Raw genomic sequence first — 13,494 nt, 5'->3', positions numbered from 1 at the left:
AAGAATTTTATGACCATCGCAACCAATAGTGAAAAGCTTATGAATACTGAAGCAACTCAAGTTTCTAAGCCAGCATTACGAGAGCGCAAACGCGTTGACTGGAAAGAGCGCATCTTCCATGGCCTGTTTCTAGCGAGTGCCGTAATCGGTATCGTCTCTCTGGCAATTATTGCTTACTTCATTGTTAAAGAATCTATCCCTGCATTCCAAGAAGCGGGAGTGTCGGGCATTGTCCTTGGCCAAGACTGGCTACCACCGGCGCTGTACGGCGTTGCAACCATGATTGTTGCCTCTGTTGTGTCAACATTTGGTGCCGTGATTGTGGGTGTTCCCGTTGGCGTATTGACCGCAATTTTCATCGCTGAAATTGCGCCGAAACGTGTGGCTGATGTTATTCGTCCGGCGGTTGAGCTTTTGGCGGGTATTCCATCAGTGGTATACGGCTTTTTTGGCTTGGTAATCATCGTTCCTCTAATTCAAAATATCTTCCAAGTGCCGGCAGGTAACACAATTTTGGCGGGTATTATTGTTTTGGGTGTAATGATTCTACCAACGGTGATAACCGTTTCTGAAACGTCTATCCGAGCGGTTCCTCGCACTTACAAAGAAGGCTCGTTAGCACTTGGAGCATCTAAGATCTACACCATTTTTAAGCTCCTTGTTCCAGCAGCTCGCAGCGGCATTATGACTGGGGTTATCCTCGGTATCGGTCGTGCACTTGGTGAGACTATGGCCATCATCATGGTAATGGGTAACGCACCCGCGATGCCTGAGGGTATATTGGACTCTGCGCGTACGCTAACGGCTAATATTGCGATCGAAATGTCCTACGCAAGTGGTGTTCACGCTAATGCACTTTACGCCACGGGTGTTGTACTGCTTGTTTTCATCATGATGCTCAATGCAGCTCTTCTTTATCTCAATCGCGAAAAAGCGAAATAAGCGATAGGTGACGATTATGGACCGCGCAAAACTAAAACAATCTCGAGAGTTTAAGGATAAGATCCTAAACGGTTTTATCTGGGCCGCCGCTGCGTTAACGGTAGGTTTCCTATTCTGGATCATTTGGTACATTTTATCGAATGGTCTAAAGCATGTTGATTGGGCATTCATCACCGATAACTACACGGCGACTGGGGAGGAGAAAGGTATTTTCCCTATGATAGTGGCGACTATCTACATGGTTATCGCCTCTATTGCCGTGGCAGCGCCACTGGGCATTATGACGGCCATCTACTTAACGGAGTATGCAAAAGTCGGCAGTAAGCTGGTCAAAGTTATCCGTTTCTGTACTGAGTCATTGGCGGGTATACCATCGATTATCTTTGGTCTATTCGGTATGACATTCTTCGTCGCGATTCTCGGTCTGGGCTTCTCGATCCTTTCGGGCGCACTGACTTTGAGTATCCTGATTCTGCCTGTCATTATCCGCACGACGGAAGAAGCATTGATGGCTGTGCCACAAACCTATCGTGAGGGCTCTTACGCGCTAGGCTCTTCGAAAATCTATACTATCTGGCGTTTAATCTTACCCAGTGCGACACCAGGTATCTTAACTTCGGTCATTCTTAGTATTGGTCGTGTCATTGGTGAATCGGCCCCTGTTTTCCTAACAGCTGGCATGGTTGCTCGAGTTCCCGACTCTCTGCTCGACTCGGGTCGCACGCTGACCGTTCACCTATACAAGCTGACTACCGAGCTGTTCACTATTGAAGAGTGGAACCAAGCTTACGGTACAGCGACAGTGCTGATTGTCGTGGTCTTATTGATCAACATGACGACAAAGCTTATTGCTAGCCGCTTCAACAAAGCGACGTACTAATCGCACGCAAATACGAATTAAAGAATTGAAGAGATTAAGAAAATGAACAAGTTTGATATTGAAAATCTAGACCTATTTTACGGCGACAACCAAGCACTAAAAGCAATCAATTTGCCGATTCCAACTCGCCAAGTAACGGCACTTATCGGCCCTTCTGGCTGCGGGAAATCTACCTTGTTGCGTTGCCTAAACCGCATGAATGATCTTATTGAAGGCGTAAAAATCACCGGTAAGCTGGATATGGATGGTACCGATATTTATGGCAATATCGATGTAGCGGATCTGCGTATTAAAGTCGGCATGGTGTTCCAAAAGCCAAACCCGTTTCCAATGAGCATTTACGAGAACGTGGCGTATGGTCTGCGTGCTCAAGGTGTGAAAGACAAAAAGCACATTGACGAAGTGGTTGAGCGCTCTCTACGCGGCGCGGCACTATGGGACGAAGTAAAAGATCGTCTTAAGTCTCATGCGTTTGGTCTATCTGGTGGTCAGCAGCAGCGTCTGTGCATCGCACGCACCATCGCGATGGAGCCAGATGTGATCCTGATGGATGAGCCTACTTCTGCGTTGGACCCCATTGCAACACATAAAATTGAAGAGTTGATGGAAGAGCTGAAAAAGAACTACACCATTGTCATCGTGACGCACTCTATGCAGCAAGCGCGTCGTATCTCTGACCGGACCGCATTCTTTCTAATGGGGGAGTTGGTCGAACACGATGAAACGCAAAACATCTTTAGTTCACCAAAAGATGATCGCACCAAAGGTTATGTCAACGGTGATTTCGGTTAACTTTAAACGCTATTTACTGGCAATATCACTATAACTATAAGCGATGGTACTTTTGCCCCTCTTCAGGAGGGGCTTTTTTGTTTTTTAGCTTTCAAATGCAACAAGATTGAAAATAAAAAATGCACAAAACAAAGTACTAGAACAAAAGTTTATTAATTATGATATTCGTAAGATCAAAGGTGCTAGTTATCAGTCATGTCAACTAATGGATAATTACTGACTTCGAAAGGTGTTTTTCACATTTATTCGAGTTAAAGCGCGCTAAATTCTACTTTCTCAAAGTTAAGAAAATTTACACTCTCAATAAAAAGAACTCTAGTAATAAGGTATTAAAGGGTGTTTGTTTTTCGGTGAAAAATATTCAGACTATATACGCTATAAAAATGAGATTCAGAAATTGGATTTCGACAGACAACAATTATTTTTGCTTAAGTACTTTGGGGGCTAAACCTAAGGGCGGTAGCGTTGAACGACAGAGATAGGCCTAACAACTCATATGGAAACTGGATATCCTATAAAGCAGCATGGAGAAGAATCGGTACTGATGTATCGATTTTTCGATATATTTATCATCAGTTTTGTTCTTATTGTCACAACACTTATCTATGTAGAAGAGTTTTCGTCTCTTTATAAGGTAATTCTATCTTTCGTTTTAGTGTCTTATTACTTAGCTGCTGAAGTCTCTGGGGTATACCGCACACACAAGCGTGTTTCGTTAAATCAACTTCTAGTAACAGTGCTTATTTCCTGGCTTATCTGTATTGCAATCTCATTAGCAATAGGTTTCTTCCTTAAGGTTTCAGATTCGTATTCTCGTGTCGTACTTGGTGTGTGGTTCCTAGTGACTCCCGTATCTTTGATGTTATGGCGATGGGCAGTATTTGCATTACCCGAGCGTTTAAGGCCAGATGATTGTTACCGTAATAAATCTATCATTATTGGTGCGACTCGAGCAGGGTTGCTACTAGGAAAAGAATTAGAGAAAAATAAACACAATGGCGAGACGTTAGTTGGTTTTTACGATGACAGAACGTTAGAAAGGATTGAAGATAGTTTAGGCTCTGTCCAAACCAATCTAAAAATGTTGGGCAATATTGATGACGCCTTATTGCTAGCCAAACATGGAAGTGTAAAGAACGTTTATGTCGCTCTTCCAATGGAAGCTGCAAAGCGTATCAAACAAATTCTGAATGCCTTTGCTGACTCTAACGCACATGTGCATATTGTCCCTGACTTTTTCACTTTTGATTTACTGCACTCTAGGTGGAATAGCATAGGTAACGTCGTGACGCTCAGTGTACATGATACTCCTTTTCGAGGTTTTTCATCGGTGATTAAACGGATTGAAGATGTAGTTTTATCCATTCTTATCATTCTAGCAATAGCACCAATCCTTCTATTTGTCGCCGTCGGTGTAAAACTTTCTTCCCCGGGTCCAATTATTTTCAAACAAGATCGCTATGGGTTAGATGGTCGTTCAATAAAAGTTTGGAAATTCCGTTCAATGCGAGCAACAGATAATGGCCCTGTTGTTAAGCAAGCGACTAAGGGAGACCCGAGAGTCACGAAATTTGGCGCTTTTATCAGGCGGACCTCTTTAGACGAATTGCCCCAGTTCTTTAATGTTTTAACAGGACAGATGTCAATTGTCGGACCACGACCTCATGCCGTTGCACATAACGAGGAATACAGGGGGGTGATTGACAAATATATGCTTCGTCATCATGTCAAACCCGGAATAACGGGGTGGGCTCAGGTCAATGGCTACAGAGGCGAAACAGACACACTCGACAAGATGCAAAAGAGAGTTGAGTACGACTTAACCTACATTCAAAACTGGACTCTGTGGTTAGATATTAAAATAGTGTATCTAACAATTTTCAAAGGTTTCACCGGTAAAACAGCTTATTAAAGGATTACCCATGAAGATATCGAACAAGGTACTGTCTGCTCTTGCCTTATCTATTGTCGGGAGTCATGCCCATGCAGCTCTGGAAGGAAATGGATATGTAACGGAGTCTGGAATAAAAGTAATTCCGATTTTTAACAGTGCATATGAATACAATGACAACATAGGTCGATACTCTAAACAAGAGAATCCAGAGTCTTCATCCTTAGTCGTGCTTGAGCCAGGTGTTGCTTTGCAGGCTGAGAGAGGGGAGAGCCTGTATCAACTACTCTATCAACTGTCTTCTGGTACTTACTTCGATAGTCGTGACGATAACTACATTGATCATCGCTTTGTAAGCGAAAACTTCATTTCGATCAATCGCCGTAACTCGTTGTCTATCGACTATGCATTTTTATACCAACATGAAGAGCGTGGTACTGGTATTCTTGCTGGGGATAATTTGTCGACTATTGCGGAAAGTCCGGTAGAGTTTTCCGTTCATAAAGCGAGTATCACTCATGCTTATGGTTCTGACGAAGCAAAGGGGCGAATTGAGTCATCTCTTCGTTTGGAAGACAAAAACTATCAAAATTATAGAAACATCAAAGAACCTCAATTTACCCCATTAAGTACTAAATACAAAGACTACTTTGAGTTTGGTATCGGAATGGCGTTTTACTATCGAGCTTTACCCGCAACTCAGTTATTAGTGGAAGTAGATGTTAATAATCGAGACTATAAATACGATGGAACAGATACAACTACGTCTCAAGATAGCGTAGATAGATTTCTACTAACAGGTGCGACTTGGGATATTACCGGAAAAACCAAAGGTAAACTGCGATTAGGTTTCCAAAACAAGTCTTATTCTGAAGCAGACAAAGTGGACTTTAATGGCTTTAGTTGGGATTTAGACCTCGAATGGAAACCGCTATCTTATTCTACGGTGCTTGTCTCTGCCGCCCAGCGTGCAAAAGATCCTGAGCAAGGTTCTAATTACGTGGATGAAAAGAGTTTTGATTCAAACTGGAAGCACTACTGGCGTTCAAACTTATTTACGAACCTGTCTTTTTTATATGTAAAAGATGACTATTCAGAGTCAACACGTACCGAAGATTTATATAGACTCGGCCTCGGACTAGGATATGAACTACGCGATGATATCGAGATTGGTGCGGGATGGCGTTTAGAGAATAATGACTCATCTATAGAACAAAATAAATATAAGCAAAATGTTTACTACGTGTCAGCAAACCTTATTTTCTAACGGATAATGTCTTCAATGATTAAATACATATCAATATTTTTAGTTGTGTTTTCTTTGACATTAAAAGCTAATGCTGAAGCGTTTGATGATACCTATAAGATAGGGGCAGGTGATAAGCTTCAAATCTCAGTTTATGGTGAAGAAGACTTGTCAATTTCAGAACTATATATAAGTAATGGCGGAAGATTTGAGTATCCATATTTAGGGCAACTCAATGCTCTTAATAAAACACCGGAACAGTTGCGCAACGAAATAGTGAAAGGGTTAAAAGGCGACTACCTGATCGATCCAAAGGTGCGTTTGAGCGTTATCGGTTTTCGCAGTATCTATGTCAATGGTGAAGTAAAGAAGCCGGGTGGCTATGAATATCAACCGGGTTTAACCGTCGATAAAGCAATCGCATTGGCTGGAGGGTTTACTGACCGTGCTGCAAGAGGAAAAGTCTATATTGCAAAGTCAGGTTCAGAAGAATCTAAAAGCAAAGTAAAACTCTCAAATAAAGTGATGCCAGGGGACATTATTGTTATTGAGCAAAGTTTTTTCTAATTACGACCGTTTATCTAAAATAACAAGCTATGGACGTCAGCATGCTTAATAACACCCATACAACACAGTCTAGAAACGAGCAATTGATCGATATCGGATATTATGTACACTTGATCAAATCGCGCTGGTTTTCCATTTCGTTTTTTTCATTATTGTGTACTGCTTTAGCCGTCATGGTGGTTTTATCAATAACACCAACCTATAAGGCAACGGCAACCCTCCTTATTGAATCAAGTACAGCCAAAGCTGTCTCTATTGAGGAGGTGATTGGCATTGATACTAAAGCACAAGAATACTACCTCACTCAATATGAGATTTTGAAATCGAATCAAGTGGCGCAACGTGTGATTGATAAGCTCCGACTATCGGAACTTGAGGAGTTTAATCCGAGCGTAGAGTCTTCAGAAAAAGGCTTATTAGGAAGTCTTAAACAACAGATACTATCGCATCCAATTGTTGAATCTTATTTCCCTCAAAAAGAAATAACAGAGCTTGATCTCAAAAGTGTTGAAGAATCAGTTAATCGCAAAGTGTTAACAGCTTTTAAAGGTAAGTTGAGTATTTCGCCTATTAGAAAAACCCAACTAGTGAACATCTCGTTTGAATCTACTGACCCAGAATTGGCTGCAAAAATTGCCAACGAAGTCGGTCTCGCGTTTATTGAGAACAACCTTGAATCAAAACTAGTCGCAACAGAGCAAGCTACTGGCTGGATTAACCAACGTTTGGCAGAACTAAAAAGTCAGCTCGATGAGTCTGAGCAGGCATTATTGAGTTTTCTCAAACAGCAAGAGCTGATTGATGATAGCGGTATTATCGCGCTCACTAGTTCAGAGCTTTCAAATCTAACCGACCGAATTGCAAAGGCTACGGATAGGCGGATTGAAACTCAAGCGTTGTACAATGCTCTTAAGAGCAACTCTGCGAAGGATGTCGCTACTCTTGCTTCTATTTCGCAGATATCTAACCACCCACAGATAAGAGATATCCGTTTTGCAGAATCAAATGCAGAGAGAGAAGTCAGTGAGCTCGCCAAGCGATACGGTCCAAAGCATGACAAAATGATTCAAGCCAACGCGCAGCTTAAATCTATTCAACAAAGAGCAGCGAAAGTTGTAAAAAAACTAATCAATGGCATTGAAAAAGAGCTAGCTAGCGCAATCAATCAAGAAGAGCTTTTAAAACGAGAGTTACTAAGCAAGAAAGATGAATTTCAATCTCTGAGTGTAATAAAGCGCGAATATGATGCATTGAAGAGAGAAGTTGATACAAACGCAAAGCTGTATGACTTGTTCTTGACTCGCCAAAAAGAAACAACAGCAACTAGTGACTTTAGTGCTGCCAATGCACGCTTTAGTGACTATGCTCTCACACCTCAATATCCAAACAAACCAAACAAAAAGCTGATTGTTTTTCTAGCATTTGTTGCCAGTCTTGGCTTTGCCACTGTGCTGGTTATCTGCTTAGACGCATTCAATAATACAATCGAGTCTGCTCGTGATTTTGAAAACAAACTTGGCCTCTTACCCATTGGCACGCTGCCGATAGTAAAAGATAAGGAATACAGGAAATCACCTATCGACTCGAGACTATTTACTAATAACAAGTTTGCTGTATTCCAAGAATCAGTCGACTCTATCCGGACATCTTTGTACTTGAACCTTCAGAATTCAGAGAGAAAGATGCTGGCTATTTCATCTTCTGTCCCTGGTGAGGGTAAAACTACGACGTCTGTAAATCTGGCACTGTCATTTTCTAAGCTTGAAAAAGTCCTTCTCATAGACTGCGATCTGAGAAAGCCATCTATTGCAGGGCGATTCGGCTTGTCTGTTAGTCAACCAGGTTTAACTAATATTTTGTTGATGAATACGCCTTTTGAAGAATGTATAGCGACAATTGGAGATTCGAATCTAGATGTATTAGGTGCAGGCATGTTAGCGTCAAACCCTCAAGAGATGCTAAGTAGTAAAGCATTTGAAAAACTCGTGACATACTTAGCAAGTAAATATGATCGAATTATATTTGATACACCTCCTGTGTTACCCGTTAAAGACGCATTTATAATCGGAAAATTAACCCAAGGTATTCTTCTGGTTATAAAAGCAAATAGTACATCTAAATCGGTGTATAAACACACAATGACTTTGTTTACCAAGCATCAAATAACTATTGATGGTGTAGTACTAAATCAGATTCCTTCACCGAAAAAGGGCTCACACAATTACTCAGAGTATGCGCAATACGCGCAAAATAGTTAAAGGTAACGGAATACAATGAACTCACCAATTAAAATACTTACTGTCTTTGGTACTCGTCCAGAAGCAATCAAAATGGCTCCGTTGGTAAAAGAACTTGAAGTGGCTGCTGGTATTGAAGCAAAGGTGTGTGTTACAGCACAACACAGAGAAATGTTAGATCAAGTATTGGATCTTTTTGACATCAAGCCTGATTTTGATCTGAATATTATGAAACCTGGCCAATCTCTAAATGATGTGACGACCAAAATTCTTTTAGGTCTCCGCCACGTATTGCAGGAATTTAAGCCGGACATGGTTCTGGTGCACGGTGATACAGCAACAACTCTTTCGGCTAGCCTTGCCGCATATTATGAACAAATTGCTGTGGGTCATGTGGAAGCAGGGCTGCGGACGGGTAATATATACTCACCTTGGCCAGAAGAAGGGAATAGAAAACTAACTGGTGCTTTGAGCACGTTACATTTTGCGCCAACGCAAGGTTCCGCACGCAATTTATACGCTGAGAACGTTGAACAAACGAGTGTATCAATAACAGGGAACACAGTTATTGATGCATTAATGCTAATAAAACATCGCCTCAGAGAGGACGTCGATTTAATCGAAACATTGGAACATGTTTTCCCAATGTTAGATCCTAGTAAAAAGATGATTTTGGTGACTGGGCATCGAAGAGAGAGCTTTGGCGGGGGATTTGAACGTATCTGTGAATCTTTGGCAGAAATAGCGCAAACCAACCCAAATTCACAAATCATTTATCCTGTGCACCTTAATCCGAATGTCCAAGAACCGGTGAATCGAATTTTGAAAGGTATAGACAATGTCTACCTTATTGAACCTCAGGACTATTTACCGTTTGTTTATTTAATGGATAGATCGTATCTCATTTTAACTGATTCTGGTGGTATTCAAGAAGAAGCCCCTTCACTTGGAAAACCGGTACTCGTTATGCGTGAAACAACAGAGCGCCCTGAAGCTGTAGCAGCAGGGACAGTTAAATTAGTGGGTACAGATAAAGTGTCCATAATTTCAGAAGTCAATCGCCTAATTAATGATGAAGAAGCCTATACAAAAATGAGTAAGGCACACAACCCGTATGGTGACGGTCAGGCGTGCAGTCGCATCATTAATGCCATTCGCAAGTATTTTTAATAATTTTTAATTTTCTGATATTAGGAATAAATCATGTCGTTCCAAAAAATCTCTGTTATTGGTCTTGGTTATATCGGGTTGCCTACAGCTGCGGTCATTGCATCTCGAGGTATTGAAGTCGTTGGTGTAGATGTCAACCAAAATGCGGTTGATACTATTAACGAAGGTAACATACATATCGTTGAGCCAGATTTAGACATTGTCGTACGCGGTGTGGTGAGTACAGGTAACTTAAGAGCTACAACAACACCTGAAAAGGCTGATGCTTTTATGGTTGCTGTTCCTACACCTTTTAAAGGAGATAAGGAGCCTGATCTTTCCTATATCGAAGCGGCTTGTGAAGCCATCGCTCCGATGCTCGAGAAAGGTAACTTAGTTATTCTCGAGTCTACTTCGCCGGTCGGCGCGACTGAAAAACTTGCTGGATGGTTGGCGGCGGCTAGACCTGATTTGACGTTCCCTCAACAAAAAGGTGATGCTGCTGATATTAAAGTTGCACATTGCCCTGAACGCGTGCTTCCTGGTTACGTTTTGCAAGAGCTTGTTTCAAATGATCGAGTCATCGGCGGGCTTTCGAAAGCATGTAGCGATAGAGCGGCAGAGCTCTATTCTACCTTCGTCCGTGGCGAATGCATCGTAACCAATGCACGTACAGCGGAAATGGCGAAACTAACGGAGAACTCATTCCGAGATGTGAATATTGCTTTCGCCAATGAGCTATCTGTTATTTGTGACAAGCTAAAAATCAACGTTTGGGAGTTGATCAAATTAGCCAACCGCCATCCACGTGTAAACGTACTTAGTCCAGGTCCTGGCGTTGGTGGACACTGTATTGCTGTTGACCCTTGGTTTATTGTGGATAGTGCACCAGAAGAGGCAAAAATTATACGTCAAGCGCGTTTAACGAATGACGCAAAACCACACTATGTTATTAATCAGGTAGAGAAAGCTGCAGATGAGTTTAAACGACCGGTCATTGCGTGTTTAGGTTTAGCGTTTAAGGCAGATATCGACGACTTACGCGAAAGCCCTGCTCTACAAATAGTAGAAGAACTCGCGGCAAAAAATATAGGTCAAGTTTTAGCTGTCGAGCCAAATGTACACGCTATTCCTGAAAAACTTGTCAACGCTGGTGTCGAGCAAATGGCGTTGGATGCGGCACTAGAGAGAGCAAACATTATTGTAATTCTGGTCGATCACAAACAGTTTAAAAGTGCAGATAAGACGCAGTTTGCAACCAAGGTAGTGATTGATACTCGCGGGATTGCTTAGAAGATGACAATGAATAAAGTACTACTAGTGGTGCCTCTTTCCACTCTCAAATGGGGGAGCAAAAATGAGGGAGGGGTAGATTCTGTATGCCAGATGCTCGTGAAACGGCTACAACTGCGGGATAAAGAAAGTTATGTTTATCGTGTTATAGCATTTGATCCGAGTAATACCTTGAGACCTTCAGAGTGCGGTAAATTAATAAAACTAAACAATAATGTCGAAGTAGTAAGGTTCAGAGTGAATTCACAAGGGCTGATATTCAAGCTGCTGCCAAGCATTTTATACCATCTATGGTTAATCAAGAAAGAGGCAAAATGTTTTCAACCAGACATTATTCATGTGCACCAGTTATCTTGGTCGTTATTATTGGGAGTTGGAACTCCAATAATAACTACTCTTCATTCCTATAAAAAAATTTGTCGTAAAAGATTATCAAAATTTAATAATTTTTTATATGAAGTCTTAGTGCCATATTGTGCGGCATTCACAGCTAATAGGTACACATGTGTAAGTAACCAATTTCGAAACGAAATCAAAAACGATATTATTAAACCAATCGATGTGATATATAACCCAATATCTGAAAAATATTTTTTTTCAACTAGAGAGCAGCAAGCGGGAAATAAAGATATTAAATTGGTAACTTGTGCTTTACTAACAAGAAGAAAAGGTATACATCATGTAATCGAAGTCGTAAAAAAATTAGTAAATTTAGGCCATCGTACGACTCTTACAGTCATAGGTCCTATATCTGAAAAGTCATATGTTAATGAAATTAAAGAATCAATAAACGATTCCCACCTTTCTGATTATATATCGTTTGTAGGTTCAAAGAATACTGATGAAATAATTGGCTATTACCAAAGAAGTGACATCGGAATATTTTTATCAAAAGAAGAAACTTTTGGGCTAGTCCCACTAGAAATGTTGGCCTCAGGTCTTCCAGTGATTTGTACAAAAACAGGTGTCATTGGCGATATTTATAAAGCAACAAGAAATTCCAGTATTAAGGTCGTAGATGAAAATGACTATCAATCAATAATTGAACATGCTTTGGCTTTAACTAAAGGCGGCTATTCGTGCCCAAGGCAGGTTGTCGAAGAGTGTTTTGATAGCGAATTTATATTGGGTCAATATGAGTCAGTATATGCGAAAGAGATAGCTTCAAAATGTTAAAGAGCATTTTTTCAACGGGAAGTTTTAATCTGGCATCTCAACTGACCATTTTTTGCGTTGAGGTACTAATCGCTCGATTTCTTGTCCCTGCGGATTTTGGTGCGTTTGTCTTAGCACTCATGGTTGTCGAGTTCTTAGGAGTGCTAGCTTTTAAGAGTTATGCTGTTAGTTTTGTCCAAAACAGTGATGCTATAGATAGAGACTTGAATTCGATCATTATTTTTTTATTAGTGTTGAGTATTTTATTGGTCGTAGTAGCCGATTTATCTTCAAACGTACTAGCAAGTTATTTTGGTTCGGAACTTTTTTTTAGCGCTTTTAAAGTTATGATATTTGTTTTACCCATAATGACAATTGAATATCTTTTTAGGCTAGCTCTGATGAAAAAACAGTGTTTCTGGCAAGTTGGTTCTGCTGAGTTGACTTCGGTTCTTATATATTCAATATGTGCTATGATTTTGGCGATAAACGGCTTTGGATACCTATCTCTAGTGTATTCTTTTTGCATTAGGCATATAGTAAAACTGTTAATAATAGTTTTCCATGTATTACGCAAGTATGATTTAAATATCGAGTTACAGCTTGACGTTCTCAAAAAGCACTTACGTATGTCTCTTGCTATGACAGTTCAAAGTATATTTTTATTCTCTACATCGAATACAGACCGTTATTTTGTTACTTTGGCGGCAGGTGCTTCTGGAGTTGGTTTGTACTCGAGAGCATTAAAGCTAGTACAAGTACCTTTAAATCAGATTGTTCGAAGTGTCAGTAGTGTGCTGTTTGTCGAGTTTTCGGCAATGCAAAATGACAAAAAGCGTGTGTTTCAAATTCTCTATCTGACAACAACGTTATTATGCTTACTTTTTTTTCCATTTACAGTGATCGTGATTGTCTATGCAGAGTTAATTGTTTCTCTTGTATACGGCAGTAATTGGATACAAATGGTTCCCTTGCTGCAAGTTCTTTCTATCGCGGCGACGGTTTCTGCGCTGTCAATAGTTGTGGGTGATTTGCTAAAATCACAAGGTGTTGTATATAGAGAAATAATGTCTAATGCGTTTTCTCTACTCTCGCTTATTACCTGCTCCCTTTTGTTGTACAATGACTATGAGGTGGAAGGTATTGCAGTATCTTATGTTATTGCACAAATGATATTTTTAATATCACAAGTATACGTTTTATCAAAAGTTTTGAATGTTGGGAAATTAAAGTATTATAGATCTTTACTTATTCCGACGGTTATTTCTTCAGTCGTTGGTGTTTTTTGTTATATAATTCTTATGTTTTTCTCGGAATTAGTTAGCTTTTTGATAACTATCTT

11 protein-coding genes are annotated in these 13,494 nt (G+C 40.5%); all 11 read left to right on the top strand.

The annotated features are described in order from the left end of the window. The first annotated feature begins 9 nt into the window (after positions 1-9). Entirely contained in the window at positions 10-942 is a 933-nt protein-coding gene (gene pstC / locus OH458_RS07635; protein WP_038188250.1) for a phosphate ABC transporter permease subunit PstC, read from the top strand. Positions 943-958: 16 nt separating this feature from the next. Further along, on the top strand, positions 959-1,822 hold the full coding sequence (gene pstA / locus OH458_RS07630) for a phosphate ABC transporter permease PstA (protein WP_005470214.1): 864 nt from the start codon (positions 959-961) through the stop codon (positions 1,820-1,822). Positions 1,823-1,864: 42 nt separating this feature from the next. Next, a complete protein-coding gene (pstB, locus tag OH458_RS07625) occupies positions 1,865-2,614 on the top strand; it encodes a phosphate ABC transporter ATP-binding protein PstB (RefSeq protein WP_038135235.1) in 750 nt (249 codons plus the stop codon). A 496-nt stretch (positions 2,615-3,110) separates the two neighbouring features. Continuing rightward, a complete protein-coding gene (locus OH458_RS07620) occupies positions 3,111-4,526 on the top strand; it encodes an undecaprenyl-phosphate glucose phosphotransferase (RefSeq protein WP_038217046.1) in 1,416 nt (471 codons plus the stop codon). Positions 4,527-4,536: 10 nt separating this feature from the next. After that, a complete protein-coding gene (locus OH458_RS07615; protein WP_269977857.1) occupies positions 4,537-5,772 on the top strand; it encodes an outer membrane beta-barrel protein in 1,236 nt (411 codons plus the stop codon). A gap of 6 nt (positions 5,773-5,778) precedes the next feature. Continuing rightward, entirely contained in the window at positions 5,779-6,318 is a 540-nt protein-coding gene (locus OH458_RS07610; protein ID WP_269977856.1) for a polysaccharide biosynthesis/export family protein, read from the top strand. A gap of 41 nt (positions 6,319-6,359) precedes the next feature. After that, the gene (locus tag OH458_RS07605; RefSeq protein ID WP_269977855.1) at positions 6,360-8,576 is read left to right on the top strand and encodes a GumC family protein; all 2,217 of its coding nucleotides are present in this window, start codon (positions 6,360-6,362) and stop codon (positions 8,574-8,576) included. Positions 8,577-8,591: 15 nt separating this feature from the next. Beyond that, positions 8,592-9,725 (top strand): non-hydrolyzing UDP-N-acetylglucosamine 2-epimerase, encoded by a 1,134-nt coding sequence (wecB, locus tag OH458_RS07600; RefSeq protein WP_269977854.1) that lies wholly within the window; start codon positions 8,592-8,594, stop codon positions 9,723-9,725. A gap of 33 nt (positions 9,726-9,758) precedes the next feature. Then, the gene (gene wecC, locus OH458_RS07595) at positions 9,759-10,997 is read left to right on the top strand and encodes a UDP-N-acetyl-D-mannosamine dehydrogenase (protein WP_269977853.1); all 1,239 of its coding nucleotides are present in this window, start codon (positions 9,759-9,761) and stop codon (positions 10,995-10,997) included. A 9-nt stretch (positions 10,998-11,006) separates the two neighbouring features. Further along, positions 11,007-12,173 carry a VpsD family glycosyltransferase gene (locus tag OH458_RS07590; protein WP_269977852.1) on the top strand — a complete coding sequence of 389 codons (1,167 nt, stop codon included), beginning with the start codon at positions 11,007-11,009 and terminating at the stop codon, positions 12,171-12,173. Beyond that, positions 12,167-13,494 (top strand): oligosaccharide flippase family protein (locus OH458_RS07585; RefSeq protein ID WP_269977851.1); only part of this gene is annotated, 1,328 nt, incomplete at its 3' end. The genes OH458_RS07590 and OH458_RS07585, both read left to right, overlap by 7 nt.

This window comes from Vibrio sp. MarTm2 (assembly GCF_027587055.1).
GTDB lineage: Bacteria > Pseudomonadota > Gammaproteobacteria > Enterobacterales > Vibrionaceae > Vibrio > Vibrio sinaloensis_D.
The sequence above is the reverse complement of the archived record's forward strand: the minus strand, read 5'-3'. Positions and strand labels throughout refer to the sequence as shown.

What these genes read in the sequence shown, in the direction of transcription:
- pstC (WP_038188250.1), top strand. Translation starts at nt 10, where the DNA reads ATGACCATCGCAACCAATAGTGAAAAGCTTATGAATACTGAAGCAACT.
- pstA (WP_005470214.1), top strand. Translation starts at nt 959, where the DNA reads ATGGACCGCGCAAAACTAAAACAATCTCGAGAGTTTAAGGATAAGATC.
- pstB (WP_038135235.1), top strand. Translation starts at nt 1,865, where the DNA reads ATGAACAAGTTTGATATTGAAAATCTAGACCTATTTTACGGCGACAAC.
- OH458_RS07620 (WP_038217046.1), top strand. Translation starts at nt 3,111, where the DNA reads ATGGAAACTGGATATCCTATAAAGCAGCATGGAGAAGAATCGGTACTG.
- OH458_RS07615 (WP_269977857.1), top strand. Translation starts at nt 4,537, where the DNA reads ATGAAGATATCGAACAAGGTACTGTCTGCTCTTGCCTTATCTATTGTC.
- OH458_RS07610 (WP_269977856.1), top strand. Translation starts at nt 5,779, where the DNA reads ATGTCTTCAATGATTAAATACATATCAATATTTTTAGTTGTGTTTTCT.
- OH458_RS07605 (WP_269977855.1), top strand. Translation starts at nt 6,360, where the DNA reads ATGCTTAATAACACCCATACAACACAGTCTAGAAACGAGCAATTGATC.
- wecB (WP_269977854.1), top strand. Translation starts at nt 8,592, where the DNA reads ATGAACTCACCAATTAAAATACTTACTGTCTTTGGTACTCGTCCAGAA.
- wecC (WP_269977853.1), top strand. Translation starts at nt 9,759, where the DNA reads ATGTCGTTCCAAAAAATCTCTGTTATTGGTCTTGGTTATATCGGGTTG.
- OH458_RS07590 (WP_269977852.1), top strand. Translation starts at nt 11,007, where the DNA reads ATGAATAAAGTACTACTAGTGGTGCCTCTTTCCACTCTCAAATGGGGG.